The organism is Acidovorax sp. HMWF029 (genome assembly GCF_003060895.1).
Taxonomy (GTDB): domain Bacteria; phylum Pseudomonadota; class Gammaproteobacteria; order Burkholderiales; family Burkholderiaceae_C; genus Acidovorax.
Genome location: NZ_QAIH01000214.1, coordinates 6,222 through 32,838, shown reverse-complemented (window position 1 = coordinate 32,838; position 26,617 = coordinate 6,222). Strand labels below are relative to the sequence as shown.

Annotated in this window: 21 protein-coding genes; 12 read left to right on the top strand and 9 right to left on the bottom strand. The window is 62.9% G+C overall.

Annotated features, from left to right (window positions below; all coding sequences use genetic code 11):
- Nucleotides 1-3: 3 nt before the first annotated feature.
- From DBR12_RS14980 to DBR12_RS14955, 6 genes are all read left to right on the top strand, one after another.
- Nucleotides 4-918, top strand: coding sequence for a hydroxymethylglutaryl-CoA lyase (locus DBR12_RS14980; protein ID WP_108617991.1), 915 nt, complete (start codon nucleotides 4-6; stop codon nucleotides 916-918).
- Nucleotides 919-944: 26 nt separating this feature from the next.
- On the top strand, nucleotides 945-1,454 hold the full coding sequence (locus tag DBR12_RS14975) for a YbaK/EbsC family protein (protein ID WP_108617990.1): 510 nt from the start codon (nucleotides 945-947) through the stop codon (nucleotides 1,452-1,454).
- Nucleotides 1,451-1,729, top strand: coding sequence for a DUF1289 domain-containing protein (locus tag DBR12_RS14970; protein WP_108617989.1), 279 nt, complete (start codon nucleotides 1,451-1,453; stop codon nucleotides 1,727-1,729). The genes DBR12_RS14975 and DBR12_RS14970 overlap by 4 nt, the downstream gene beginning before the upstream one ends.
- Nucleotides 1,726-2,379, top strand: coding sequence for a 2-hydroxychromene-2-carboxylate isomerase (locus DBR12_RS14965; RefSeq protein ID WP_108617988.1), 654 nt, complete (start codon nucleotides 1,726-1,728; stop codon nucleotides 2,377-2,379). Before DBR12_RS14970 ends, DBR12_RS14965 begins: the two co-directional genes overlap by 4 nt.
- A gap of 172 nt (nucleotides 2,380-2,551) precedes the next feature.
- Nucleotides 2,552-4,225, top strand: coding sequence for an MFS transporter (locus DBR12_RS14960; RefSeq protein ID WP_199226697.1), 1,674 nt, complete (start codon nucleotides 2,552-2,554; stop codon nucleotides 4,223-4,225).
- A 106-nt stretch (nucleotides 4,226-4,331) separates the two neighbouring features.
- Nucleotides 4,332-4,559 carry a hypothetical protein gene (locus tag DBR12_RS14955; RefSeq protein ID WP_108617986.1) on the top strand — a complete coding sequence of 76 codons (228 nt, stop codon included), beginning with the start codon at nucleotides 4,332-4,334 and terminating at the stop codon, nucleotides 4,557-4,559.
- Nucleotides 4,560-4,764: 205 nt separating this feature from the next.
- On the opposite strand, the gene DBR12_RS14950 is transcribed toward DBR12_RS14955, so the two are convergent.
- A complete protein-coding gene (locus DBR12_RS14950) occupies nucleotides 4,765-5,883 on the bottom strand; it encodes an ABC transporter substrate-binding protein (RefSeq protein WP_108617985.1) in 1,119 nt (372 codons plus the stop codon).
- A gap of 121 nt (nucleotides 5,884-6,004) precedes the next feature.
- Nucleotides 6,005-7,120, bottom strand: coding sequence for an ABC transporter substrate-binding protein (locus DBR12_RS14945; protein WP_108617984.1), 1,116 nt, complete (start codon nucleotides 7,118-7,120; stop codon nucleotides 6,005-6,007).
- 507 nt (nucleotides 7,121-7,627) lie between these two features.
- On the opposite strand from DBR12_RS14945, the gene DBR12_RS14940 reads away from it, so the two are divergent.
- From DBR12_RS14940 to DBR12_RS14915, 6 genes are all read left to right on the top strand, one after another.
- Entirely contained in the window at nucleotides 7,628-13,657 is a 6,030-nt protein-coding gene (locus DBR12_RS14940) for an excinuclease ABC subunit UvrA (protein WP_108617983.1), read from the top strand.
- 194 nt (nucleotides 13,658-13,851) lie between these two features.
- The gene (locus tag DBR12_RS14935) at nucleotides 13,852-14,358 is read left to right on the top strand and encodes a hypothetical protein (RefSeq protein ID WP_108617982.1); all 507 of its coding nucleotides are present in this window, start codon (nucleotides 13,852-13,854) and stop codon (nucleotides 14,356-14,358) included.
- A gap of 136 nt (nucleotides 14,359-14,494) precedes the next feature.
- Nucleotides 14,495-14,845 (top strand): hypothetical protein, encoded by a 351-nt coding sequence (locus DBR12_RS14930; protein WP_108617981.1) that lies wholly within the window; start codon nucleotides 14,495-14,497, stop codon nucleotides 14,843-14,845.
- Nucleotides 14,846-15,071: 226 nt separating this feature from the next.
- Nucleotides 15,072-15,503 carry an Lrp/AsnC family transcriptional regulator gene (locus DBR12_RS14925; protein ID WP_108617980.1) on the top strand — a complete coding sequence of 144 codons (432 nt, stop codon included), beginning with the start codon at nucleotides 15,072-15,074 and terminating at the stop codon, nucleotides 15,501-15,503.
- 126 nt (nucleotides 15,504-15,629) lie between these two features.
- Nucleotides 15,630-16,592, top strand: a complete 963-nt coding sequence (locus DBR12_RS14920) for a tripartite tricarboxylate transporter substrate binding protein (protein WP_108617979.1) — start codon at nucleotides 15,630-15,632, stop codon at nucleotides 16,590-16,592.
- A 72-nt stretch (nucleotides 16,593-16,664) separates the two neighbouring features.
- The gene (locus tag DBR12_RS14915) at nucleotides 16,665-18,194 is read left to right on the top strand and encodes an NYN domain-containing protein (protein ID WP_108617978.1); all 1,530 of its coding nucleotides are present in this window, start codon (nucleotides 16,665-16,667) and stop codon (nucleotides 18,192-18,194) included.
- Between the two features lie 610 nt (nucleotides 18,195-18,804).
- On the opposite strand, the gene DBR12_RS14910 is transcribed toward DBR12_RS14915, so the two are convergent.
- From DBR12_RS14910 to DBR12_RS14880, 7 genes are all read right to left on the bottom strand, one after another.
- Complete coding sequence (locus DBR12_RS14910; protein WP_369861574.1) at nucleotides 18,805-19,608, bottom strand: HAD-IIB family hydrolase; 804 nt, start codon at nucleotides 19,606-19,608, stop codon at nucleotides 18,805-18,807.
- Between the two features lie 98 nt (nucleotides 19,609-19,706).
- Nucleotides 19,707-21,176, bottom strand: coding sequence for a hypothetical protein (locus tag DBR12_RS14905; RefSeq protein WP_146185548.1), 1,470 nt, complete (start codon nucleotides 21,174-21,176; stop codon nucleotides 19,707-19,709).
- A 9-nt stretch (nucleotides 21,177-21,185) separates the two neighbouring features.
- Complete coding sequence (locus DBR12_RS14900) at nucleotides 21,186-22,157, bottom strand: glycosyltransferase (protein WP_108617975.1); 972 nt, start codon at nucleotides 22,155-22,157, stop codon at nucleotides 21,186-21,188.
- Between the two features lie 9 nt (nucleotides 22,158-22,166).
- Nucleotides 22,167-22,514, bottom strand: coding sequence for an EamA family transporter (locus tag DBR12_RS14895; protein ID WP_108617974.1), 348 nt, complete (start codon nucleotides 22,512-22,514; stop codon nucleotides 22,167-22,169).
- Nucleotides 22,507-23,862 (bottom strand): hypothetical protein, encoded by a 1,356-nt coding sequence (locus tag DBR12_RS14890; protein WP_146185547.1) that lies wholly within the window; start codon nucleotides 23,860-23,862, stop codon nucleotides 22,507-22,509. The genes DBR12_RS14895 and DBR12_RS14890 overlap by 8 nt, the downstream gene beginning before the upstream one ends.
- Entirely contained in the window at nucleotides 23,862-24,902 is a 1,041-nt protein-coding gene (locus DBR12_RS14885; protein WP_108617972.1) for an acyltransferase, read from the bottom strand. The genes DBR12_RS14890 and DBR12_RS14885 overlap by 1 nt, the downstream gene beginning before the upstream one ends.
- A 3-nt stretch (nucleotides 24,903-24,905) precedes the next feature.
- Entirely contained in the window at nucleotides 24,906-26,534 is a 1,629-nt protein-coding gene (locus DBR12_RS14880; protein ID WP_108617971.1) for a peptide chain release factor 3, read from the bottom strand.
- Nucleotides 26,535-26,617: the final 83 nt, after the last annotated feature.

The following is a 26,617-nucleotide window of genomic DNA, read 5'->3' as shown; positions in this document are numbered from 1 at the left end:
CCTATGACCTCCTCCATCCCCGCCCGCGTGCGCTTGATTGACGTTGGCCCCCGCGACGGCCTGCAGAACGAAAAGATGCCGGTGCCCGCTGCCGTCAAGATCGAACTGGTGCACCGCTTGCAGGCTGCCGGTTTGCAGGAGATTGAGGTCACCAGCTTCGTGAGTCCGAAGTGGGTGCCGCAGATGGCCGACAACCACGAGGTGATGGCGGGCATCGCGCGCCAGAGCGGCGTGGCGTATTCGGTGCTCACGCCCAACCTCAAGGGCTTTGAGGCGGCTGTGCTGGACAAGCCCGGCGAGATCGTCGTCTTTGGCTCCGCCAGCGAGGCCTTCAGCCAGCGCAACATCAATTGCAGCATTGCCGAGAGCATTGAGCGCTTTATTCCGGTGGTTGCCGAGGCCAAACTGGCGGGTATCCGCGTGCGCGGCGCGATGAGTTGCACCGTGGGCTGCCCGTATGAAGGTGAGATTGCCCCAGAACGTGTGGCCTATCTTGCTGGCTTGTTCAAAAGCATTGGCGTAGACCGCGTGGACGTGGCCGACACCATTGGCGTGGGCACGCCGCGCAAGGTGCAGCGTGCCATCGAGGCCACGCTGCAGCACTTTGGCATCGACGATGTGTCGGGCCACTTCCACGACACCTACGGCCAGGCGCTATCCAACACACTGGCGGCACTGGAGCTGGGTGTGTGGAACTACCAGTCTTCTGTGGCGGGTCTGGGCGGCTGCCCCTACGCCAAGGGCGCCACCGGCAATGTGGCGACCGAGGACGTGGTCTACATGCTGCAGGGCATGGGCATCGAGACGGGCATCGACCTTGATAAGCTCATCGATGCGGGCGCGTACATCAGTGATTTTCTCGGCCGCAAACCCAATTCCCGGGCGGCCAATGCGCTGCTCACCAAACGCGCTGGCTGAAACCGCCCGGTGCAGGAGAAAGAACTGTGTGTGGAGCTGAACTGAAAACCCTGCCCGAGGGCGTGCAGCGCGTGGCTGCTGCGCTGGAATCCCTGGGCCACCCCCACCGCCCGCAGATGCTGGATGACGCCGCGCGCACTGCGCAGCAGGCGGCCGATGCGTTGGGCATTGCCGTGGGGCAGATCGCCAAGAGCATCATTTTCCGCCGCAAGAGCGACGATGTGGCCGTGCTGGTGGTCACATCGGGCGACCGGCGCGTGGATGAGAAGAAGGTGGAGGCCCATGTGGGCGGCAAGATTGGCCGCGCCGATGCCGAGTTTGTGAAAAGCCGCACGGGTTTTTCCATCGGCGGTGTATCGCCCGTGGCCCATGCCACCGCGCCCGTCACGCTGATCGATCAGGACCTGCTGCGTTTTGAGGTGGTGTGGGCGGCCGCAGGGCACCCGCACGGCGTGTTTGCTCTGCACCCCAGCGACCTGCAGCGGCTGACGGGTGCACCGGTGGTGGATGTAGTGCAGGCTCCAGCAGTGGTATGAATGCTATAGATTTGCTAGCTGATCGCGCGTATCAGTTGCGCGCAGACGGCCATTTTGACCCTAAAAATACAGAGCCGGTGCCATCGCCCTGCATCTCGGTGTGCCGCATGTCGCCCGACCGCAGCCACTGCGAAGGCTGCTTTCGCACGCTGGACGAGATCCGCCTCTGGTCGCGCGCAGACGGCAGCTTGCGCCGGGGCATCTGGGAGCAACTGCTGGGCCGTGCGGGCATTCCACTCCAGCCCGTGAAGCAGCAAGAGGAGTCGTCGCCGTGAAGCACATCACCTTCTATCTGGACTTTGTTTCGCCCTATGCATGGCTGGCGTTCGAGCGCCTGCCCGAGGCCCTGGTGGACCTGAGCTACAGCGTGGAATACCGCCCGGTGCTGCTGGGCGCGCTGCTGCAGCAGCATGCCAACCCCGGCCCGGCGGGCATTGCGCCCAAGCGTGCCTGGACCTACCGCCACGTGACCTGGCTGGGCCACGCGCAGGGCACGCCACTGCAGATGCCCGCGCGCCACCCGTTCAACCCGTTGCCCCTGCTGCGCCAGGCGCTGGCCTGCAGCGACGATGGCTCCATCAACCGCTATGTGGCGGGCACTGTGCTGCGCCATGTGTGGCAGGGCGGGCACGATGCGCTGGACCCCGAACGCCTTGCCGCACTGGCGGCCGATCTGGCCGAGCAGATCCGCCCCGGGCAGGACGCGAGCAGCGATGGCCCCAAGGCGCTGCTGCGCGCCAACACTGAGGCCGCGCAGGCAGCGGGCGTGTTTGGCGTGCCTGCGTTTGGGGTGGACGGCAAGGTCTTCTGGGGGCTCGACAGCCTGCCCATGCTGCGCGCCTATCTGGAGGGCGACGCTTGGTTTGATGGAGCGGGCTGGAATGCTGTCAGTCAGCTCCCATCGGGTTTACCCGCGAAGTCCTGAGCTGTTTCCGGATGCTGAAAGAGGTGCTGCGGGTTTCACCCTAAGTTGTCAGAGAGCGGTCAGTTTGATGAAAGCTCTTGTTGGTTTCGCGTCAGAGCGTGGTCAGTGCAATCTCCAAGAATGCGTGCAGCCCGCCGCAGTGCGGTCTGAATAACCAATAGGAGACTCACACATGGCAACCGTTCATCCCGCACCGCGGCCGATGTCAGCCGAAGAGCGAAAGGTCATCTTCGCATCTTCGCTCGGCACCGTTTTCGAGTGGTACGACTTTTACCTGTACGGCTCGCTCGCAGCCATCATCGCCAAGCAGTTCTTCTCGGGCCTGGACCCGCAAGCCGCGTTCATTTTTGCGCTGCTGGCTTTTGCTGCGGGCTTCATCGTGCGTCCATTCGGTGCGCTGGTGTTTGGCCGCCTCGGGGACATGATTGGTCGCAAGTACACCTTCCTGGTGACCATCCTTCTGATGGGTGCATCGACATTCATCGTCGGTATCCTGCCCAACTACGCCACGATCGGTGTTGCAGCCCCCATCATCCTGATCGTCCTGCGCATGCTGCAGGGTCTGGCCCTCGGTGGTGAGTACGGCGGTGCGGCCACCTACGTGGCAGAACACTCGCCCCATGGCCGTCGCGGTGCCTACACGGCTTGGATCCAAACCACGGCAACGCTGGGCCTGTTCCTGTCGCTGATGGTTATCCTGGGTACCCGCACCATCATTGGTGAGGCTGCCTTTGCCGATTGGGGCTGGCGCGTTCCGTTCATCCTGTCGATCGTGATGCTGGGCATTTCGGTCTACATCCGTTTGTCGATGAACGAATCCCCTGCCTTCCAGAAGATGAAGGCTGAGGGCAAGACCTCCAAGGCCCCGCTGACCGAAGCCTTCGGCCAGTGGAAGAACATGAAGATCGTGCTGCTGGCCCTGTTCGGCCTGGTGGCGGGTCAGGCTGTGGTCTGGTATTCGGGTCAGTTCTACGCGCTGTTCTTCCTGACCAGCGTGCTGCGTGTCGACGGCGCCACGGCCAACATCCTGGTGGCTTTGTCGCTCCTCATCGGTACACCGTTCTTCGTGATCTTCGGTACGCTGTCGGACAAGATCGGCCGCAAACCGATCATCCTGGCCGGTATGGCGCTGGCCGTGGTGACTTACTTCCCGCTGTTCAGCATGCTGACAAACGCCGCGAACCCTGACCTCGCAGCGGCCCAGGCCAAGAACAAGATCGTCGTGACGGCACCTGCTGGTGACTGCTCGTTCCAGGGCAACCCCGTGGCGCGCGAAATCGACTTCACCAAGTCCTGCGACATCGCCAAGCGCTTCCTGGCTCAGAACTCGGTGAGCTACGAGAACGTGACTGCCACGGCCGCTGGCCCCTCGACCGTGACGATCGGCGACAAGGTCATCGCCGCGCCCACGGCCAAGGTCGTGAACAGCAAGTTCGACGAGGAAAGTGTCAAGAGCATCGCCGCCTTCAAGAAGGAAGTGTCAGAGGCACTGAAGGCTGCCGGCTACCCCTCCAAGGCCGACCCCGCCAAGATGGACAAGGTCATGATCGTGGTGATCCTCACGATCCTGGTGATCTATGTGACCATGGTGTACGGCCCTATTGCTGCCATGCTGGTGGAAATGTTCCCGACCCGCATTCGTTACACCTCTATGTCGCTGCCGTATCACATCGGTAACGGCTGGTTCGGTGGCCTGATGCCTACGATCGCGTTTGCGATGGTTGCCCAGAACGGCAACATGTATCACGGCCTGTGGTACCCCGTCGTGATCGCTAGTGCCACGTTTGTGATCGGCCTCATCTTCGTACGGGAAACCAAGAACAACGACATCTACGCAAACGACTGAGCCGGTTGAATGCAGCGTCCCGACCAGACGGTCGGGGCATTTAATCAAAGGCCTTCTGTGACCGGAAGGCCTTTCTTTAAGTGAACCTTAATTACGGAGAATTGCCATGTGGAAAATTGCGGTCGGTTTCATCGTGTTTGCGGCGCTGGCCATGTTTGTGATCATCAAGGGCGGCAGCAACCTGGATATGGGTGGCGAAAAGCACGGTACTGACACCTCGCACACACCAGCCTCCGGTGCGTCGGCTGCGGCCCCAACCGCACCCGCACCCGCTGCCACGACGGCTGCACCTGCCGCTGCGACGCCTGCATCCGGCGCCAGCGAAGCCAAGTAATCTCCGCGCATGCGCAACCCGTCACATACCTGAGCCCCTGGGGCGCAAGTAACACACAGCCCGCCCAGCGCGCTGCAGACCACAAGACCCGCTTCCCGGGGCATGGGTGTGCGCGGCACGGGCGACTGTGCCGAGTTGGTTTGTTCGACTGCGGTCCAGTGCTCAGCGCCATTGACGGGGTCTGCTGCCTGCGCCGGGCAGGCCCTCAGCGCTTGAAACGCCCGTCGCTCCCGATGATGGAAAGATCGGCAAACACCAGGCCACTGTGGTCGGTGGGGCTGTAGCTCAGTTCCACCCCGCCCAGGTCCCATTTCTTGATGCTTTCCAGCCCGGCGTGCAGCTTGGCACGGTCAGGCTTGGGGCCTGCACGCTTAAGGCCTTCCACCAGGACCTTGGCGCTCACAAACCCCTCCACCATGGCCGGGGTGAGGTCGGAAATGTTCTTGGCCCGCGCCAGTTCCATTGCCTCCTTGACGACGGGGTAGTTGAGCGAGCGTTCCGACGGAAAAACCTGCGTGACCACCACACCCCGGGCGTGGTCACCCAGCAGTTTCACGAAGCCGCCCGAGGCGTTGTTGGACAGCGTAACGATTTGCCCGTTGACGCCAGCAGCACGCAGTGCCTTGATGCCGTCTACCACTGCCGCACCGGTGCCAATGAAGACCACAGCCTGCGGCTGCTTTTGCGCCACCCGGGGCGCTATCGCGCTGTAGTCGGGCTTGGCGCGGTCAAACTTTTCAATAAAAAGGGCGTCCAGCTGGTTGGCCTTGAACCCGGATTGCGCACCCGCGAGGCCATCGGCGCCAAACGTGTCGTCCACATGCACAACGCCAATGCGTTTGATGCCCAGAGTGTGGAGGTGGGTGATGGCCTTTTCCACCTCGCGTTGGTAGGGGGCCCGCACGTTGAAGACGTATTTGGGTACGGGCTGGTGCAGCACCATGGCCCCGGTGGATGGGCCGACCAGTGGCACACCGTGTTGCTCCAGCAGCGGCATGATGCCCTGCGTGTGGGGCGTGCCGCGCGTCATGAACAGGCCTACCACGCCTTTTTCCTCGATCAGCGTCTTGGTGTTTTGTTGTGTGAGCTTGGGGTCGAACTTGTCGTCCAGAGAGATCACTTCGACCTTTTGACCCCCCACGCCGCCTTTGGCATTGATGTGGTCGATGTACAGTGCCGCGCCTTGCATGGACTCGGCTACCGTGGCTGCTGCCGAACCGGTGATGCCTACGCTTTGGCCGATGAGTAGCTGGGCGTGTGCGGAGCCGATCCCGAGGGCGGCCAATAGAGTGCAGAGCGTGCTGGCTCGGCCAATGATCTTCATGGGTTGTCTCCTGCGTATGGAGTGCCCGAGTGTAGGCACGGCCACCGGCGGGGCAACTGTAAAAACGCGTAGGCGACTGGGGCTGGCAGAGGCCCATGGAGGCGCTGCCAGACCCGGGGTTTTAACGTCTGAACTTGCCGTCCGTTCCGATGATGGACAGGTCCGCGAAGTCCAGGCCCGTGTGGTCATCCGGGCCGTAGTTCACTTCCAGTCCTCCCAGGTCGAACTTCTTGATGCTCTCCAGTGCGGCGTGGATCTTGTCGCGACCGGGCTTGGGGCCGGCGCGCTTGAGGCCCTCCACAAGCACCTTGGCGGCGGCAAAGCCTTCCAGCATGGCGGGGCTGATTTCTGTCAGGCCCTTGGCCTTCGCCAGCTCCTGGGCCTCCTTGACCATGGGGAAGGTCACGGCGCGTTCGTTGGGGTAGACCTGGGTCACGATCACGCCACGCGCATTGGTACCAAGGCTTTTGATAAAGCCGCCCGAGGCGTTGTTGGAGAGCGTCACGAGCTGCGCCGCAGAGCCTGCGGTGCGCAGGGCATTGCCAGCATCCACCACCGCCGAGCCCGAAGCCACCATCAGCACCGCTTGGGTGTCGGCCTTGGCGATCTTGGCGGCAATGGGGGGGAAGTCGGGTTTGGCGCGATCGAACTTTTCCACCACCACCGGCGTGAGCTTGGCAGAGGCCAGACCCTTCTGGGCACCTGCAATGCCATCGGCACCAAAACTGTCATCGGCGTATACCAGCGCAATCCGTGTAATGCCCATGGAGGCCAGGTGGGTCATGGCCTTCTCGGCCTCACGTTGGTAAGTTGCCCGCACATTGAAGATGTACTTGCGTACCGGCTGGTGCAGCACCATGGCGCCAGTGGAGGGTGCTACCAGTGCCACCCCATGTTTTTCGAGCAGCGGAATGATGGCCTCGGTGTGCGGAGTGCCGCGTGTGAGGAACATGGCCGCCACGTTCTGCTCCTCGATCAATTTGCGCGCGTTTTCGGCGGCGAGCTTGGGGTCGAACTTGTCGTCGAGCGAGGTGAGCTCTATCTTCTGTCCGTTCACACCACCCTTGGCATTGATGGCGTCAATGTATAGCCGGGCACCGTCCGTGGTCTCCTTCACCCCGGCTGCCACCTGGCCGGAAAACCCGGCGGTCTGGCCGATCAGGATCTGGGCATGGCTGGTACCGCCCACGGAAAGGGCCAGGGCCAGACCGGCCCACAGTGTTTGCCATTGCTTCATGGCTGTCTCCTCTTGCTGGTGTCTTGTCGTCGGGGTGAGCTAGGGCGCGTCACCGTTGAATTCCCCCATGCTAAAGCCAGCAAGCCAGCCAGGCCACGCAGTGCTAGGCGCCCCGAGGGCTGCGTAGATTGGCTACACAAGCGGAGGGCAACGACGCAATGCTTGGCCTGGGTGGCTTTCCCTTCGGGCTGGCTGCGCAATGCGGATTCTGCTTTGTCGCGTGGCCTGCCCACAAACAACTCTATAGGCGCCACCCCGCTTCGCGCATCCATCCGCATTGCGCGGCCTGCGCGTGGGGGAGTTGAATGGTGACACGCCCTGGCCAGTCTAAACGCATGCCCCGCAAGAGCCAAAGGGATTTATCCGGGTGAAAAACCCTTTGATGCGTGGGTTTTGTGCGTTGTCAAACTCCGTCGCACCGCCCTGCGGGGGTAATCGCCTGGGGCACACGCAGTGCACCGGTCGTCCCTAGAATGTTCCGCCTCACCCTCGAAAAAGACTGCTTCCATGACCCAGGGACTGATCCGTATCCGCGGCGCACGCCAGCACAACCTCAAGAACCTGGATCTGGACATCCGCACCGGCGAACTCACGGTGGTCACGGGCCCGAGCGGCTCGGGCAAATCCAGCCTGGTGTTTGACACGCTGTATGCCGAGGGCCAGCGCCGTTACGTGGAGACCTTCAGCGCCTACGCCCGCCAGTTCCTCGACCGCATGGACAAGCCCGCCGTGGACAAGGTCGAAGGTGTGCCCCCGGCCATTGCCATCGACCAGACCAACCCCGTGCGCTCCAGCCGCTCCACCGTGGGCACGATGACGGAGTTGAACGACCACCTGAAGCTGCTATTTGCGCGTGCAGGCCAGTTGTTCGACAAGCAGACGGCGCAGCCCGTGCGGCACGACACGCCGGAAACCATCTACGCCGAATTGCAGCAGCGCAGTGCAGCGGCGGGCGATCCGCGCATCGTGTTGACATTCCCTGTGGAATTGCCCGCCAACACCAGCGCAGAGCAAGTCGAGCAATGGTTGTCCGCCAGCGGCTTCACCAAGGTGCAAGCCGAGCGCGAAGAGGCCAGGCCCACGGGGCCGCGCACGAGCGCCGCGCCGGGCCGCCCCAAGCAAGCGAGCGCCCCCGCGGGGGGCAGCGAACCACACGCAGTGGGGAGCGTGGGGGCCGTGAAGGTGCTCGATGTGGTGGCCGACCGCTTTCGTCTGGGCAATGCGGAGAAGGCGCGGGTGATTGAGGCCATCGAGGTCGCGCTCAAGCGCGGCACGGGTCGCCTGAATGTCTATGTCATCCCACAGGCCGTTCAGCCTGAGCCTGTCGAAGGCAGGGACAGCGTTTCGACAAGCTCAATGCGAACGGAGGCAGCAGCACTCACGCCGGAACTCTGGCGCTTCTCTACCGGCCTGCACTGCCCAGACAGCGACCTGCGCTACAGCGACCCCATCCCCTCGGCCTTCTCGTTCAACTCCGCCGTGGGCGCCTGCGATAGCTGCCGGGGTTTTGGCCGTGTGATCGGCGTGGACTATGGCCTCGTCATCCCCAACGACAAACTCACGCTGCGCGCCGGTGCCATCAAGACCATCCAGACCCCCGCATGGCAAGAGGCGCAGGACGACCTCATGCGCCATGCCGAGGCAGCAGGCATCCCGCGCGACACGCCCTGGTACAAGCTCACCGACGACCAGAAGAAATGGGTCATCCACGGCGCGCCCGGCTACAAGGACGGCCAGTGGAGCAAGCAGTGGTACGGCATCAAGCGCTTCTTCGAATACCTGGAGAGCAAGGCCTACAAGATGCACATCCGCGTGCTCTTGTCCAAGTACCGCAGCTACACGCCGTGCCCCACCTGCGCGGGCGCGCGGCTCAAGACCGAAAGCCTGCTCTGGCGCATGGGCCGCAAGGAAGATGCGGATGCGGTGCTGGAGCCGGGCAAACGCTTCATGCCAGAGGGTGTGCAGTGGTCACGCGAGCAACTCGAAGCGCTCCCCGGCCTGTGCCTGCACGACCTGATGCTGCTGCCTATCGACCGCTTGCGCGCGTTCTTTGCGCGCATGCAGTTGCCCGTTGGGGATGACGCGAAGGGTGGCGATGCGCAAGCGCTCAAACTGCTGCACGAAGAAATCACCACGCGCCTCAAGTACCTGTGTGACGTGGGCATTGGCTACCTCACGCTCGACCGGCAAAGCCGCACCCTGAGCGGCGGCGAGGTGCAGCGCATCAACCTCACCACCGCACTGGGCACCAGCCTGGTCAACACGCTGTTCGTGCTGGACGAGCCCAGCATCGGCCTTCACCCGCGCGACATGCACCGCATCACCGAGGCCATGCTGCGCCTGCGCGATGCGGGCAACACGCTGGTGGTGGTGGAGCACGACCCGGCTGTGATGCTCGCGGCCGACCGCATGATCGACATGGGCCCCGGCCCGGGCCGACTGGGCGGTCAGATCGTGTTTGACGGCACCACGGCAGATTTGCGCAAGGCCGACACGCTCACAGGCGCTTACCTGGGGGGGCGCAAGCAGGTGGGTTTTGGCTTCAAGCGCATGGTGACGGAATCAACCCCCCGCCTCATCCTCGAAGGTGCACGCGAGCACAACCTGCAGAACGTGTCGGTCGAGTTCCCGCTGCAGCGCCTGGTCACGGTCACTGGCGTCAGCGGCTCGGGCAAGTCCAGCTTGATCCAGGACGTGCTAGCCCCCGCGCTGCTGCGCCACTTCGGCAAGGCCACCGACACGCCCGGCGCACACGACCGCCTGTTGGGCGCCGACCACCTGTCGGACGTGGTGTTTGTCGATCAATCCCCCATCGGCAAGACGGCCCGCTCCAACCCCGTGAGCTACGTGGGCGCTTGGGACAGCATCCGCGAACTCTTTGCCGTGGCGCCGCTGTCCAAACAGCGCAGCTACACCGCCGCCAAATTCAGCTTCAACAGCGGCGATGGGCGCTGCCCGACCTGCGGAGGCTCGGGCTTCGAGCATGTGGAGATGCAGTTCCTGTCGGACGTGTACCTGCGCTGCCCGGACTGCGACGGCAAGCGCTACCGCCCTGAGATTTTGGAAATCACCATCGAGCGCGGCGGGCGGACACTGAATGTGGCGGATGTTCTGGCCCTGACCGTGGCCGAGGCCGCCGCAGTGTTTGCCAATGACCGCGACGTGATCCGCGCGCTGCAGCCCATCGTGGATGTGGGGCTCGAATACGTGGCGCTGGGCCAGCCCGTGCCGACGCTGAGTGGTGGTGAAGCGCAGCGCCTCAAGCTCGCAGGCTTCCTGGCAGAAGCTGCCAAAACCGCCGCCAAATCCCGCCAGGCTGTGGCGCGCAAAGGCACGCTGTTCCTGTTCGACGAGCCCACCACCGGCCTGCACTTTGACGACATCGCGAAGCTCATGCGTGCGCTGCGCAAGCTCATTGATGTGGGGCACTCGCTCATCGTCATCGAGCACAACCTCGATGTGATTCGCGCCAGCGACTGGCTCATCGACCTGGGCCCTGAAGGCGGCTACGCGGGTGGACTGATCGTTGCCGAGGGCACGCCCGAAGACGTGCGCGCCCACGCCACCTCGCACACCGGGCAGGCGCTGCGCGACTACGAGCTGGCGCTGGGCGTGGGCGGCCATTCGGTGCACGAAAAGGCTGCTGTGCTACGAAAAAAGGAGCTGCTTGGGCAGGAGGGGCGCGCGCAGGAGGCCAAAAATGCCATTGAAATCGTCAATGCGAAGGAGCACAACCTCAAGAACCTGAGCGTGGACATCCCGCGTGGCAAGTTCAATGTGGTCACAGGCGTGAGTGGCTCGGGCAAGTCCACGCTGGCGTTCGACATCCTGTTCAACGAGGGCCAACGGCGTTACCTCGAATCGCTCAATGCCTATGCGCGTTCCATCGTGCAGCCCGCTGGTAGGCCTGAGGTGGATGCGGTGTACGGCATTCCGCCCACCGTCGCCATCGAGCAGCGCCTGTCGCGCGGCGGGCGTAAGTCCACCGTGGGCACCACCACCGAGGTGTGGCACTTTCTGCGCCTGCTGTACGTCAAGCTGGGCACGCAGCACTGCATCCACGACGGCGCCGCCGTTCAGCCGCAAACGCCCGAGAGTATTGCCGCCCAATTGCTCACGCAGTTCCGGGGGCAGCACATCGGCCTGCTCGCGCCGCTGGTGATGAACCGCAAGGGCGTGTACACCGAGCTGGCCGACTGGGCCCGTCCGCGCGGCTACACGCACCTGCGGGTGGACGGTAACTTCTTGCCCACCACCAACTTCCCGCGCATCGACCGCTTCAAGGAACACACCATCGAGCTGCCCGTGGCAAGCCTCGATGTGTCGCCCGAGAACGAAGCGCAACTGCGCACAGCGCTGGCCGATGCGCTTACGCACGGCAAGGGCGTGGTGCATGTTCTCTCTGGCATCACAGGCCTGCGTGAAGCCATGGAGGGCGGCCAGCCCACGGCGGGCATTGGCACGCTGCAGGCGTTCTCCACCAAGCGCGCCTGCCCCGTGTGCGCGACGAGTTATGCCGAGCTGGATCCGCGCCTGTTCAGCTACAACAGCAAACACGGCTGGTGCCCCGACTGCGTGGGCACGGGTGTCAAGCTCACCAAAGACCAGCGCAAGGTGTTTGACGACTCGGTGCAGGGCGACAAGGAAAAAGGCCGCGAGCAGACCTTTGCCGAGCCCGAGGTGGAAGACTTGGCCGACACGGCCTGCCCCACCTGCAGCGGCACGCGGCTGAACGTCACGGCCCGCGCTGTGAAGTTTGCGGGCGTGGGCATCACCGACATTGCCGCGCTGTCCGTCACGGACGTGCGCCGCTGGGTGGAGACCCTGCGCGTGGAGGGTGGCATGACAGCCCGTGAGGCCGACATCGCCCGCGACCTGGTGCCCGAGATCCAGAGCCGCCTCGAATTTCTGGAAGAAGTGGGCCTGGGCTACCTCACGCTCGACCGTGGCGCGCCCACGCTCAGCGGCGGCGAGGCCCAGCGCATTCGCCTGGCCGCGCAGCTGGGCAGCAACCTGCAAGGCGTGTGCTACGTGCTCGACGAGCCCACCATCGGCCTGCACGCACGCGACAACCAGATCCTGCTCAACGCCCTGCACAAGCTGGGCGACAAGGGCAACACGCTGGTGGTGGTGGAGCACGACGAGGACACCATCCGCCGTGCCGACCACATCATCGACATTGGCCCGAGCGCTGGCAAACGCGGCGGGCGCCTGGTGGCGCAGGGCAGCGTGGCCGACATCACGGGCGCCGAAGATTCGCAAACCGGCCGCTACCTGTTGCACGCGATGAAGCACCCGCTGCAGCTGCGCCGCAGCATGGCGCCCGGCGAGGTCAGCGCCGAGGCCACGGCGGCCTTTGCGCAGGTCGAGGCGGCAGCACCCACGGGCCGCCAAAGCGCAGCCGTGAAGAAGCGCGCAGCTCAGGCTGCATCGCTGGCGGCGGATGCGCTGACCGAGGCCAAGGAGCGCGCTGCGATGCGCTGGCTCACCGTGCATGGCGCGCAGTTGCACAACCTGCAGAACGTGACCGCCACCGTGCCGTTGCACCGTCTGGTGGCGGTGACGGGCGTGAGCGGCTCAGGCAAGTCCACGCTGGCGCGCGATGTGCTGCTCGCCAACGTGCAGGCCTGGGTGCAGCAGCGCAGTACCAAGGCCGGGCGCGATGCGATGGATGCAGGCAAGGCGCCGCCCTTGGTCGGTTGCACGGGCCTGTCGGGCTTCGAGAGCATTGACCGCGTTCTGGAAGTGGACCAGACGCCGATTGGCAAAACGCCGCGCAGTTGCCCCGCCACCTACATCGGCTTCTGGGACACCATCCGCAAGCTGTTTGCAGAAACGCTGGAGGCCAAGGCGCGCGGTTATGCGGCCGGGCGCTTTTCCTTCAACACCGGCGAAGGCCGCTGCCCCAGCTGCGAAGGCGCGGGCGTGCGCACCATCGAGATGAGCTTCTTGCCCGATGTGAAGGTGCCCTGCGAAACCTGCCACGGCGCCCGCTTCAACCCCGAAACGCTGGCCGTGACCTGGCGCGGCAAGAGCATTGGCGACGTGCTGCAGATGGAGGTGGACGAGGCCGTGGGCTTCTTCGCCACCATGCCCAGCATTGCGCACCCGCTGCAGCTCTTGCAGGACGTGGGCCTGGGCTACCTCACGCTGGGCCAGCCCTCGCCGACGCTGAGCGGTGGCGAGGCGCAACGCATCAAGCTGGTGACCGAGCTGACCAAGGTGCGCGACGAGGTCGGCCGCCGGGGCCAGAAAGCACCGCACACGCTGTATGTGCTGGACGAGCCCACCGTGGGGCTGCACATGGCCGACGTGGACAAGCTCATCCGCGTGCTGCACCGCTTGGTCGATGGCGGGCATAGCGTGATCGTGATCGAACACGACCTGGATGTGATCGCCGAGGCCGACTGGATTCTGGACCTGGGGCCCGAAGGTGGTGGTGCAGGGGGGCGGATCGTGGCGGCGGCTACGCCTGAAGACGTGGTGGCGGCGGGCACGCACACGGGCAAAGCCCTGGCGCCGGTGCTGGCGCGCTGAGGCATGTGGGGGTTGTGAGGGGCTGAGGGCCGGTGGCTGGTGCGAGCCTGGGGGATGGTGCACAGCCCTGTCGGCCACCTGTCCTACGCAGTGCGCGGAACATGGCGCACGCGCTGCATGGGGAGGGCTTCCTACGATGGATTGCAGGGGATTGGCTCCCTACCTTTCATCCACATACAAGGACGCCCATCACCATGAACGCTTTCAATTTCCTCAAGACCTGTACTGCGCTGGCGGCCACCTCGGTGCTGCTGGTTGCCTGCGGCGGTGGCAATGACGACGACCCGACACCCAGCAACGAGCCCGGTGTGCTGACCGTGAGCAGCGCCACGGTGGACGGCCTCAATGGCGTGTATGGCAACGGAGCGCTCAACCTCACCGAGGTAGACAAGAAGAACCCCGTGGGCTCGGTGCCGGAGTTGTGCACCTTCCGCTTTGACGGCGCCAACAAGATGGGCTCGTCCGCCACGGCCTTCGGCGATCTCCGTTACCGCCCCGACACCACCAGCCTGCACCAGGTGTTCCTGACCTTTGACGGCAAGGAATACGGCAGTGGCGAACCCTCCGACACTGCCGTGGTGCGCGAAAGCGACCAGGTGCGGATCACCGGCAAGACGTTGACAGCCAGCGACGGCTCGGGGGCCACGCTGCGCGTGAGCGGCATCGTGCCGATGCGGCCCAACAGGCCGTCGGGCTGCTGAGGGAGTCTTGTGTGTGCTGCCTGCGGCGGGCATAGAGCCTCCACGCCACCTGCGGCGCTGAGGCCCGTGTGACGGCACAATGGATGTTGCTGCGCGCTGCCTTTGTGCGCTCAGCGCGCTTGAGCACCCATCCACCATGCCTGACCCTCTTTCCGCGCACGCCTCGGTGGTCTGGCTACACCCCGAGGCCCCCGCCAAGCCCGCCGAGGGCGCGCCCTGCAACGGCTGCGGCCTGTGCTGCCTGGCGGAGCCCTGCCCGTTGGGCGTGCTGGTGTCGCGCCGCCGCCGGGGCGCCTGCGTGGCCCTGCGCTGGAGCGAGACGGACCAGCGCTACTGGTGCGGCATGGTGGCCGACCCGGCCGAGGTGACGGGGCTCGCCCACCCCTGGGCGGTACGCGCCATGTCGGCGCTGGCGAGGCGCTGGATTGCAGCGGGCATTGGCTGCGATGCGCGGCTGGACGTGCAGGCGGTTCCGCCTGGTCAATGAGTCTATTTGCTCCTGTTTTGATAGCTTTTGGCGCTTTATTGACAGGCGATGGCGGCTGTTTTTGTTCGGATCTTATCCGCGAAGCGCATAGACAGGCCGGTAGCCAGCCCCTTGCGCGCAGCGCGTGGCGGAGCGCACGGGCGTGGTTTGCTCAGCGGGTTCGGCAGAGCACCGGAGTCACCAAAATGCGCAGAAAATTGCCGTTCTGCCAGTTTCCCCGCCCACCATGACCAAGCTCGACGACACCGATCGCGAAATCATCAGCATCTTGCGCGCCGACGCCCGCACCCCGGTGGCCACGCTGGCGCAAAAGCTGCGCGTATCGCGCGGCACCGTGCAGAACCGCCTGCATAAGATGGAAGAGAGTGGCGTCATCACCGGCTACACCGTGCGCCTGCGGCCCGACTCCGAGCCGCAGCGCATCCGCGCCTGGATGAGCATTGCCGTGGAGGGCAATGCCGCCCCCGCTGTGATCCACGCGCTGCGCGGTGAGCCCACGGTGGGCACGCTGCACACCACCAATGGCCGCTGGGACATCGTGGCCGAGGTGCGCGCCGAGAGCCTGGAAGGGTTTGACGCGGCGCTGGGTCGCATCCGCCTCACGCCGGGCATTGCGAACACTGAAACCAGCATCTTGTTGTCCACCTACAAGGCTTGATGCGGCTCTGCTGGCGGCTCTCCTGGCACATGGGCGACAGCGGCTAGGGGGTTTCCGCATGCCCTCGCAGCGTGGCCTGCAGTCCAATGGAGAAGTCTTTGTTTTTGCTTTTTCAGGAGCCCCGCCATGCAACGTCGCCAGATCATCCAATGGGGAGCCGCCAGCCTGGCTGCCCCCGCATTCCTGGCACAGGCCCAGAGCTTTCCCAACAAGCCCATCAAGCTGGTCATCGCCTTTCCGGCCGGTGGCCCCACCGACATCACCATGCGCGCGCTGGCCGACAACACCAGCAAGATCCTGGGCCAGCCCGTGATCGTGGAGAACAAGCCCGGCGCGGGTGGCACCTTGCCTGCCCAGGCGCTGCAGACGGTTCCCGCCGATGGCTACACAGTGGCGCAGATCCCGTTGGGTGTGTTCCGTCTGCCCTACACCACCAAGATCAACTGGGACCCGGTCAAGGACATCAGCTACGTGCTCAATGTCACCGGCTATGCGTTTGGTCTGGTAGTGCCTGCCGACTCGCCGCTCAAGACCTGGACGCACTTCGTGGCCTGGGCCAAGGCCAACCCTGGCAAGCTCAGCTACGGCTCCACCGGCACCATGACCAGCCCGCACCTCACGATGGAGCTGATTGCGCAGAAGCTGGGACTCGAACTCCTGCACGTGCCCTACAAGGGCAGCGCCGACCTCATGCAGTCCATCCTGGGCGGGCAGATCATGGCGGCGGCCGACTCCACCGGCTTTGCGCCGCAGGTCGAGGCTGGCAAGCTGCGCGTGCTCAACACCTGGGGGGCGGAGCGCCTGGCCAAGTTTCCGGACGCGCCTACGCTCAAGGAGCTGGGGCTCGACCTGGTGCAGAACTCGCCGTTTGGCATTGGTGCGCCCAAGGGCACACCCGATGCTGTGGTCAAGCGCCTGCACGATGCCTTCAAGCAGGCCATGGAGCAAGACAGCTACAAAACCGCCCTGGCGCGCTACGACATGGTGCCCATGTACATGAGCACATCGGCTTACAAGAAGTTTGCAGCAGACACCTTTGCACGAGAGAAGGCACTGGTGGAAAAGCTGGGGCTTGCAAAACCGGTGTGAAGCTGACCCTGGGGAGGGGTATTGCCCGTTCCGTGTGATGATCCGCAGCATTGAACGGAACTCACACACGATATGGCATCCCCCTCCGACAGCATCAGCATGGCCCTGTTCTGCGACTTTGAAAACGTTGCGCTGGGCGTGCGCGATGCGCAGTACGAAAAGTTTGACATCAAGCCCATCCTGGAGCGCCTGCTGCTCAAGGGCTCCATCGTCGTCAAGAAGGCCTATTGCGACTGGGAGCGGTACAAGGGCTTCAAGGCCACCATGCACGAGGCGAATTTCGAACTGATCGAAATCCCCCATGTGCGCCAGTCCGGCAAAAATTCGGCCGACATCCGCCTGGTGGTGGATGCGCTAGACCTTTGCTACACCAAGTCGCACGTCAACACTTTCGTCATCATCAGTGGCGATTCGGACTTTTCGCCGCTGGTGTCCAAGCTGCGCGAGAACAACAAGCAGGTGATCGGTGTGGGCGTCAAGCAGTCCACGTCCGATCTGCTGATCGCCAACTGCGACGAGTTCATCTTTTACGACGACCTGGTCCGCGAAAACCAGCGCGCCCAGGCCCGACGTCAGAGCCCTGGCAGCAATCCGCCACCTGCGCCCCGTCGCAGCCCCGAGGAGGAGCGCAGCCGCAAGGAAAGCCAGGATGCGCGCCGCACCCAGGGCGTGGAACTGGCCGCGGAAACGTTTGAGGCCCTGCTGCTCGAGCGCGGCGACAGCGGCAAGATCTGGGCCTCGGTGCTCAAGGAGGCCATCAAGCGCCGCAAGCCCGATTTCAGCGAGGGCAGGTATGGCTTCCGCACCTTTGGCAATTTGCTGGAAGAAGCGCAGGCGCGTGGTCTGCTGGAGTTTGGGCGCGATGAAAAGTCGGGGGCGTATGTGTACCGCAGCCATGGCGTGCCCAGCGCAGCAGCGATGCCCGCACGGTCTGAGAGCGTGGGGGAGCGCCCCAGCCAGGGCGGGGCTACGCGGCATGACTTTCATGCGGTAGCTACAGCGACTGACTTGCGTTCTGACGGTGGCGAAGGGCAGGGCGCGTCAGCCAGGGGCAGGGGCCGTCGCAGTGAGGTGGCTGATCGCTCAGATGTTCGCCCAACGCCACGCAACGAGCTGCGCAGTGATCTGCACCACGAGCCGCAGGATTTCGAGCAGGCCGATGCGCCCCCAGAGCGCCCGGCCAGCCGCTATTTCAACCAGTCCGTGGCCGTCGGGGCCGCGTTGCAGGAGCCAGTGGCCGACACCGCTCCTGTGCAGGATGCACGCCTAGACGCAGAGGATGGCGCGGGTGCTTCGGTGCAAGGTCATTCCGCCCAGCACGACGGCGCTGATGCCGCAGCTCCTCGCCGCAGCCGTGCTCGCAGTGGGGATGATGCCAAGTCTGGCGCCACCCCACGGAGCACCAGTCGCAAGACCGTTGCGCCCCGTGTGCGTGGAGTGCGTGCCGCTACGGAAGCGGGCGATGCTGAGGGGGCCCCGTCTCTGGCAGCGACTATTCAGCAGCAGTCAGCCACCGATGCGGAGGGCACGGAGCCCGCCAAGGCGCCCGCTGCGCGCCCGCGCAGCCGAGCCCGCAAACCGTCCGAAAAACTTGCCGAATGAGAGTCTTCTAGCCGCTGTGGTAGCTGAGTGCCGCGGCGTGAGCCTCTCTCGCACTTCTTCAGCCGGGGCGTGCAACCCGCCTGCTCCACCCCCCGCGCAGCTCATTTGCCAAGCCTCGTCTTGGCGGGATCGATCCTATGGCCGCCTAAGACAAGCACATCCCACAGGCTCCGTGGCTGGGGCTCAGTCGGGGCGTGGGTCGTACATTCTGCGGCAGGCCTGACTCGCTGCATCGTCTCGGCCACTGCGTTCCTGGACCTGAATCACAAAACGGCATATGGCGCTGCCGCCCCGGGGCTACTGCAGGGGCTGTGCGAAGGCTCCTGCCACGCACTGCCCGGCTATGACCGGGAAGGCCCACACCAGTCGCTCCGGCTTGCTCTGGGCACTATGGGCTTGGATGCCCGCACGCTGGTCGGGGTACTGCAGCCCTTGCGAGCTTTTTACGCCAGATACGGAAATCGTTCTCAAGGCGCTGCTTCGGCAGCGCAGTGCGTTGAAATCAATCGCTATCAAATATGTAGCTGTGTGGGAACGTCCAGCGCGCGGAAAGCCCTGTTATTCTCCAGTTTCTTCGGTGAATCCGGGCGCTGATAGTCTTTCCGCTGTCTTATCGGCCCGCCAGGATCGCCCGCGCAACCTCGGCAAACCCCGCACCCCGTTCGCCCTGCGTCACAAAACGCGGCAGGTGCGTGAGCTGCGGAACGAAACGCGCGATATTGGCCACGCCCACGCTGTGTGTGAAGTGCTGGAACATCGCCTGGTCATTGCCCGAGTCGCCCACAAACACCCAGCGGTCCAACTCCTGTGCCAGATCGCGGTTCAGCAGCTCGCGCACGATCCAGTTTGCGCCCTGCCATTTGTTGAAGTCGCCAAAGCAGCCGTGGATGTGGATGCTGCTCACCGTGGTCAGCATGCCCGCCTGCTGCAGCAGGGTCAGCACCTGCTGCACGGTCTCGGGCGAGTGCCGGTCGAACTCGGCGTAGTCAAACGCCAGATCGGTCTCGCGCCCGGCGCTGTCGCGGCTCAGGGCCACACTGGGCAACTTGGTTGCCACGGTGGCGGCGATCTCTCGCATGCGCGCCCTGTTTGCACTGCGCGTGGCGTAGTCCTGCTGGTACAGCTTGGCCAGCGGCTTTTGCGGGTCGGTATCCCGGGCAAATGCCACGGCCCCGTTTTCCGCCACCATTGCATCCACGGGCCAGCCCATACCTGCAGACCCGGTCATGAAGGGTTCACACCAGCCAATCGGCCGCCCAGTGATGGGGATGACCGTGAGACCTGCCGCTTTCAGGTCGGCCAGCGCCTGCAGTGCGTCGGGCGTGATAGCGCCTTCGGTGGTGAGGGTATCGTCGATGTCGGTGAATATGCCATGTAGTCTCTGCGGTGAGACCCAAGTGTTAAATGGACGGATAGAGCGAAGCAAGGTTGTCATTCTTTTGGCGTATTGATCGGCGCTTGGCGGAGATCTGTGAACCATATTGCTGGTTCTGCGGCTTCAGTTCTGCACGTCTACGGCGCAGTCACTAGCAGTGCTCCCTGCGCAGCCCGAGGTACGTTGGCCTGAGTGCGCGTGTCCAGGTGTGTGGGGGGATATCCCTTCGCGATGGCTGGCAGCATGACTAATGGCAATGTGAAAAAAGGCAGCAGGTAGCGATACTCCCCTGCGATCGAAAACACAAAAACCCCGCCCCATTGGATGATCATAGGAATACTGATCAGTAATAAGCCTGCGTCGGCGCGACGCATCCCTCGGATGCTGGCCCAGGCTAAGAGCATGAAGCCCAACCAAGGTGTCCAAAGCAACCACCGCCAAGCGTAACTTTTCGCGTGCACTTTTTTTAGGAAGTGCTCCAGTTGATCCAAATGCCACAGTCGGTATGAGGACTGTGATGACACCCGGGGCAGCACATTGGTTGCGTACGACGACGCAGGAAACCCGCCCTGTGCCAGGGCGGCAGATACGAACACATTGACCCGACTGGCGATGAAGTCGGGCAGGTTCTGCCACAGGTTGTAGGTCCAGAACTCGCGGACTACGGTTTGTTTGTCCATGTCCGACAAAGCTCCCAGCTGCGGGCCGTCTGGGTGGAAGACCAGCATATCCCAATACGCTGGGTCTCTGTACTGTTGAATCTTCTCAATGGGGTGTTTGCGGCTCAAGGCTTCCACACTTGCGGGGGAAACCTTGGGCTTTTGCAGTACCCACGGGTCATTCATGTGAGGGTACAACGCCCATAGTTCGTTCATCGCCCGCTTTTGAAGGAAGCCCGCCGTTTCAAAGGCTGCGAGGGGGAACTGGGTTTCCTGTGTGGTTGACTTATGCACTTGGCTGCCAGCGAAAACGGCAGCAGACCACACTGAAACGATGATAAGTGTCCACAGGCGGCTGCGTGCATCAAGCCACCAACAGGCGATCACCACAGGGGCCAGGAAGACTAGACCATTGGGTCGCAGGAACGCAGCGAAAGGTAGTGCCACAGCCACCATGAGTAAGCTAGCGCTGGATGCCGCCCTGCGTTGTACGCACAGCCAGACCTCGAACAGCAAGGCCGCAGAAGCGACAGCGAATAGCCCATCGGGGTATAGCGTGCCCATGAAGTACACCATGTGGGGAGCTAGCGCGATGGCCAGCAGCCCAAACAGAAGCGTCTTATGTAAACGCTGCGTCCAGCACCAAGCTAGGATGCGGGCCAGCATTCCAGCGCAGAGTACCAGTGCGGAGCCCACCGGAACTTCGACACGCCCTGTCCACCCGTATAGCCATTTGACAAAGTAGTACCAGACAACCGTTTTGCCGGATCGAAAGGCATCTGGGTTTTGTACTTCCTGCAATATGGCTACGCTGTCTTCGCCCAGCACGCCAGGCCAGAATGCCATCAGCCAAACAGCATAAGCACCGGTCAGCAGTGCCCATAACATAAAGAATGGCGCGGGGCCTTGGCGCAGGGGGGGGCTTGATGCCAGGATGGTGGATGCCACACTCACACCTCAGGACTCATCGGCAGGTGGTTTGGATATCGAACGGCTCAGGGGCTCTGTGGGGATGTTGCTTACGTCGTAGTGGAGGAATGCAATCAGGCACTGAATACCAATCATGATGGGCAGAGCCGCCAGCATGACGGTGCCACTGGTGGCAGGATGATTGGAGTTTGTGCTGTTAAGCCAATGCACACTGCCAAAAACTGATCCCGAAAGTACAAGTAGCGTGCCAAAGAGGCTGTAGAGACTGCCCACATTGAAATCGCGTACCAAGTAGTTGTAAACATATCGACGCCACAGGCGTGCCGCGTGCTTCCTCAAAAACTCTGGCAATACTATGCCGATCTGGAGGTTTGACTCCTCATCTGCATAGACAGAGTCCATGGGAATATCTTTAACCACAGCACGCAATGTGTTGAGGCGAAATAACATGTCGGTCTCGAAGAAGTAGCGCTTCTCCAGCCGTTCTAAAGGCAACTCAGCCAGCACGCAGGTGCGAGCGGCGGTGTATCCATTGGTGGGGTCCATGATGTTCCAGTACCCGCAGCTGAGCTTGGTCATAAAGGACAACACTGCATTGCCGAACAACCGAACAGGCGGCATGCCCTGCACGGATTCTGGGCGGAAGAAGCGATTCCCCTTGGTGTAGTCGGCTTCTCCGCGCAGCAGCGGGCGGACAAACTGGGGCAGCAGGGTCGGGTTCATTTGCCCGTCGCCATCAATCTTCACCACGATGTCCATGCCGTCGGCAATGGCTGCTTTGTAAGCGGTGACGATGGCCCCACCCACGCCCCGGTTCTCTGGGTTGAACAGAACTTTGACACGGGAGTCTTGGTTGTGTGCGCCGATGAAGCGGCCACTGCCCTCTGGGCAGGCGTCATCGACGGCGTAGATGGTGTGAACTTCTGGGCCGATGGCGGCAATCACTCCGAGTACGTGTTGGGTGACTTTGTAGCAGGGGATCGCGACGGCGATACGCATAAACAGTCCTTAGCTCGATGATGCCAGAGCGACGCCAGCCAAAATGAGTGCGCCTCCTGCTAGCGTGCGCCAGTGCAGTGGCTCACCAAGGAACATCCATGCCAAGGTTGGAACGATCAAAAATGCCAGCCCCATGAAGGGGTAGGCGAGGTGCAGCGGTGCATTGCGTAGAACCCAGACCCAGGCCAGCGTGGTGAAACCATACAAAAGCAGCGACGCAAGGAGCCAGCCGTTTTGCAAAAGGTTGGACAACGTCAGGGGGACAAGCATTGCCGCAGCGGCTTTCTTGAACATCAGTTGACCAACGCTGATGGCCAGCACGCAAGCTAGTGTGTACAGGATGAGAAGCTTAGGCATGTGCTGGTTGGGGCTTGGTATGTATGACGGGAAGCAAAACCAATGGCGCGGTGAAAAATGCCAGCAGGTACCGATATTCCCCTGCGATAGAAAAACTGAAGACAGCGGCCAATTGCAGCCCAAACACGAGGCATACCACCAGGCCGGCGTGATCGCGCCTGCGCCATGTCGTCACAAGGCCCAGCACGATCAGCCACAGCCCAACCCATGGGGTCCAAAAGATCGTGCGATGCTTGATTGTGAAATCGAACCAGCCCACCAGGGTGTGGTGGGTCTTGCCATTGCGAAAGAGAATTTTGGAGCTGGCCTGGGTGTGTGGCAAGATGTTTTCGGCGTTGTTAGGGCCAGCTATCCCTCCGTTGGCGAAAGCAGCGTAGAGAAAAATATTCACGCGGCTTGCCGCAAAGGCCGGGAAGTTGTGCCACAAGTTGTAGGTAAAAAACTCGCGAATGATGATTGTTTTGGCTTCTTCGGGCAGTGCCAACATATCTGGCCCTTCAGGGAAGAAGACCAGCGGATCCCAGTAGTAGTGGTCGTAGAAGCGCTGGATGTGACCGAGGTCTTTGCCCCCAGCCGTCAATGCCTGCACGGTTTCTTTGCTGACCCTTGGCTCGTTACGTTCCCACAGGCCCATGGGGCGATGCTCCAGAAAGCCAACGGTTTCGTACACGGCCAGCGGAAAAACGGAGCCAATGGGTGTTCGGTACTTGAATTGTGAGTGGGCAACCAGGGCGATGAGGCACCAGGGCAGCACCAATATCCCAAGCCTCCAGCGGCCTGCGTTGGGCAATGCCAAGGCAAGGACAACCAGCGCTATCGCGTTGAGGAGTCCATTGGGGCGGGAAAATAGTGCAAAGGGAACGGTGAGCAGTAGCATCCAGCAGGCGGTGCCGTCTAGTCTGCGTTCGCGGTAGCTGCGCCACACCTCAAACAGCATCCCTGCTGTTGCAATAGCGTAGATACCATCAGAGTACAGACTACTGGCGTAGTAAACCACGCTTGGTGCCAAGGCCACCCCCAGCAGGCTGTACCAAAAGCTTTTGCGCATGCCCTGGTCCAGCATCCAGTTGAGCATGCGTGCGCACACCAGCGCGCAGACCAGCAATTGGCAGATGATGGGTATTTCTACCAGCCGCCAGGGCCCATACAAACTCAGCACCCACAGGTACCAAAACGCTGGTTTACCGGCTTGGAACTCCCGGTTAGAGTCAACTTCTTTGATGACAGCCAAGCTGTCTTGGCCTAGAACGCCGGGCCAGCTGGCCACCATCCAAAGAGCATACAGAAAGCAGAGCAGGGCCAATAGAAGGCCAAATCGCTTGCGAGATGCCATCGGAAGTGCTGCCATCATTGTCTGCGGGGCTTCAGTTTCAGTGCGACTTTTTCAATTCCGTGCCACGACACATAGGCCAGTGCGATGGTGATTGCCGATGCCAGTGTCAGGGTGCCAAAGAACCCCAGTTCTGGCCAGAGAAAATGGATTACGGTCTGCTGTGCGGGGTAGGCAATCAAGTAGATTCCGTAGGACGGATCGCCCCAGCGACCAAAGCGCCTGACCACTGCGGTCGAGCGGGTGCCGATATAGAGCACCAACAGGGGCAACAGCAGGAGCAAAGCTGTGTGGTGCCAGCCACTGACCCAAAGCGCTGCAGCGCCTGTGCAGGCGATAAAGAGCCAAGCCGCTGGGCGACGCTCCCATTGAGACTGCAGGAGGTAAAGCGCAGAGCCCGCAAGGAAGTAGGCGCTGAGTTCGCGCCCATAGTTCATCTTGCCCGTGACGTCCGCATTGCCTTTGGCCATGAACCAGACTAGGTAAGCTGCGATCAGGATCATCCAGACGCTCCTGAACCGCATCAAACCCAGCAGCCCCGCAAGTGCCATCACCACATAGCAACGCACTTCCAGTGGAATGGTCCATAGGGAGCCGTTGACGCCCCTGGGGTATGGGTTGCTTTCGAAGACGCCTGGTAGTACGTAGTGCACATCCAGCTTGAGGTTCAGCAGGTAGTCCAGCGTGGCCCGGTGCTTCCAGTACTCCATCAGCGGCAGGCTGGTAACCCATGCGCCCAGGCCATAGGCGGTCACCACCACCACCACGGTGAGTGCAGGCCATATGCGAAGGATGCGCCGTTGGGCAAACCGCAAAGCGCTGGGGTCGTTGTACCAGCTTGACGTTACCAAGTAGCCGCTGATGACGAAAAAAACGATGACTGCAGTCCCTCCCCAGCTGTGGAGTCCTAGAAACGAGGGCTCAGCCTGTGCCGTGAGTGCGTAGTGATGGCTGACTAGTACGGCCAGGGCCGCTGCGATACGGATCGCATCAAAGTTGTTTCCAGGGTGGGTAGCTGCTGCTGATAGGTTTGTCGTGGTTTGCGTTGGGCTTGGCATGGTTCAACCACCCACTTGCAGCGCCAACCCCGCATGCTCTCGCAGCGGATGGAAATGAATCTTCGGGAACCTTTCCTGCGCCAGCCGCACGTCATAGGGCGAGGTGCATAGGTACGCGAGCGTATCCGCCGCGTCGTGCGCCAGCCGCAGCGGGTAGGCATCCGTGAATGCGCGCAGGTCGGCCGCGTTGTCGGCAGTGATCCAGCGCGCGCCGGTGTACTGGCAACCTTCCAGGCGCACGTCGGCGTCGTACTCGGCCTTGAGGCGGTGTTGCACCACTTCAAACTGCAGTTGGCCCACGGCGCCTAGCAGCATGTTGCCGCCTGCGTCGGGCTTGAAGACCTGGATGGCGCCTTCTTCGCCCAGCTGGGCCAGGCCTTGTTGCAGCTGCTTGGTGCGCAGCGGGTTCTTGAGTACCACGGTCATGAACATCTCGGGCGCGAAGAACGGCAGGCCGGTGAACTGCAGGTTGGCGCCGTCGGTGATGGTGTCGCCCAGCTGCACGCCGCCGTGCGTCGTGAAGCCGATGATGTCGCCTGCGTAGGCTTCTTCCACCGCCTCGCGGCGCTGGGACATGAACGTTACGACCGAGGTGGGGCGCAGTTCCTTGGCGGTGCGCTGCACCTTGAGCTTCATGCCCGGCGTGTACTTGCCGCTCGCCACGCGCACAAAGGCGATGCGGTCCCGGTGGTTGGCATCCATGTTGGCTTGCACTTTGAACACGACGCCGGAGAAGCCCTCGTCTTCGGGCTGGATGGTTTTGACCACGGGCTGTTTGTTGACTTCGAGCGTGCTGATGCGGGGGCCGGGGGGCGGGGCCATGTCCACCAGCGCATCGAGCACCTCCATCACCCCGAAGTTGTTCACCCCAGAGCCGAAGAACACGGGGGTGAGCTTGCCGGCCAGGAAGGCTTCATGGTCCCATGCGGGGGATGCGCCCACGGCCAGCTCCATGCTCTCCAGCGCGGCGTCGAACTCGGCGCCAAAGCGAGCGCGCAGCGTGGCTTCGTCGGTCAGGGGAATGGATTCAAAGTCCTGCGGGCGGCGCTCGCTGCCGGACTCGAACACCGTCATGGTTTTGGTGCGCAGGTTGATGATGCCGCCGAAGCTTTTGCCCTGGCCTACAGGCCAGGTCATGGGGCAGCAGGGCATGCCCAGTTCGCGCTCCACCTCGTCCATGATGTCCAGTGGGTCGCGCACTTCGCGGTCCATTTTGTTCACGAAGGTGATGATGGGCGTATCGCGCTGGCGGCAGACCTCAATCAGGCGGCGGGTCTGTGCTTCCACACCGTTGGCAGCGTCGATCACCATCAGGGCCGAATCGACGGCGGTGAGCACGCGGTAGGTGTCTTCCGAGAAGTCCTTGTGGCCGGGTGTGTCGAGCAGGTTGATCACATGCTCGCGGTACAGCATCTGCATCACCGACGAGGCCACCGAGATGCCGCGCTGCTTTTCAATCTCCATCCAGTCGGAGGTGGCGTGGCGGCTGGCCTTGCGGCCCTTCACGGCGCCCGCGATCTGGATTGCGCCCGAGAACAGCAGCAGCTTTTCCGTCAGCGTCGTTTTACCGGCGTCGGGGTGGGAGATGATGGCAAAGGTGCGGCGGCGCCGGGTTTCGGGGGCGTAGGACACGGGGGGATTCCAAGAGGGCTAGGGCCCGCTGCGGCAAGGGCTGCGGCAGTGGGCGCGACAGGCGCGGGGCGCCGAATCGCGGG

Bases quoted from the DNA above. Each gene is read 5' to 3' on its own strand.
- DBR12_RS14940 (WP_108617983.1), top strand. From the start codon at position 7,628: ATGACCCAGGGACTGATCCGTATCCGCGGCGCACGCCAGCACAACCTC.
- DBR12_RS14900 (WP_108617975.1), bottom strand. From the start codon at position 22,157: ATGCGTATCGCCGTCGCGATCCCCTGCTACAAAGTCACCCAACACGTA.
- DBR12_RS14915 (WP_108617978.1), top strand. From the start codon at position 16,665: ATGGCATCCCCCTCCGACAGCATCAGCATGGCCCTGTTCTGCGACTTT.
- DBR12_RS14895 (WP_108617974.1), bottom strand. From the start codon at position 22,514: ATGCCTAAGCTTCTCATCCTGTACACACTAGCTTGCGTGCTGGCCATC.
- DBR12_RS14960 (WP_199226697.1), top strand. From the start codon at position 2,552: ATGGCAACCGTTCATCCCGCACCGCGGCCGATGTCAGCCGAAGAGCGA.
- DBR12_RS14925 (WP_108617980.1), top strand. From the start codon at position 15,072: ATGACCAAGCTCGACGACACCGATCGCGAAATCATCAGCATCTTGCGC.
- DBR12_RS14945 (WP_108617984.1), bottom strand. From the start codon at position 7,120: ATGAAGCAATGGCAAACACTGTGGGCCGGTCTGGCCCTGGCCCTTTCC.
- DBR12_RS14890 (WP_146185547.1), bottom strand. From the start codon at position 23,862: ATGGCAGCACTTCCGATGGCATCTCGCAAGCGATTTGGCCTTCTATTG.
- DBR12_RS14950 (WP_108617985.1), bottom strand. From the start codon at position 5,883: ATGAAGATCATTGGCCGAGCCAGCACGCTCTGCACTCTATTGGCCGCC.
- DBR12_RS14935 (WP_108617982.1), top strand. From the start codon at position 13,852: ATGAACGCTTTCAATTTCCTCAAGACCTGTACTGCGCTGGCGGCCACC.
- DBR12_RS14955 (WP_108617986.1), top strand. From the start codon at position 4,332: ATGTGGAAAATTGCGGTCGGTTTCATCGTGTTTGCGGCGCTGGCCATG.
- DBR12_RS14885 (WP_108617972.1), bottom strand. From the start codon at position 24,902: ATGCCAAGCCCAACGCAAACCACGACAAACCTATCAGCAGCAGCTACC.
- DBR12_RS14930 (WP_108617981.1), top strand. From the start codon at position 14,495: ATGCCTGACCCTCTTTCCGCGCACGCCTCGGTGGTCTGGCTACACCCC.
- DBR12_RS14980 (WP_108617991.1), top strand. From the start codon at position 4: ATGACCTCCTCCATCCCCGCCCGCGTGCGCTTGATTGACGTTGGCCCC.
- DBR12_RS14970 (WP_108617989.1), top strand. From the start codon at position 1,451: ATGAATGCTATAGATTTGCTAGCTGATCGCGCGTATCAGTTGCGCGCA.
- DBR12_RS14920 (WP_108617979.1), top strand. From the start codon at position 15,630: ATGCAACGTCGCCAGATCATCCAATGGGGAGCCGCCAGCCTGGCTGCC.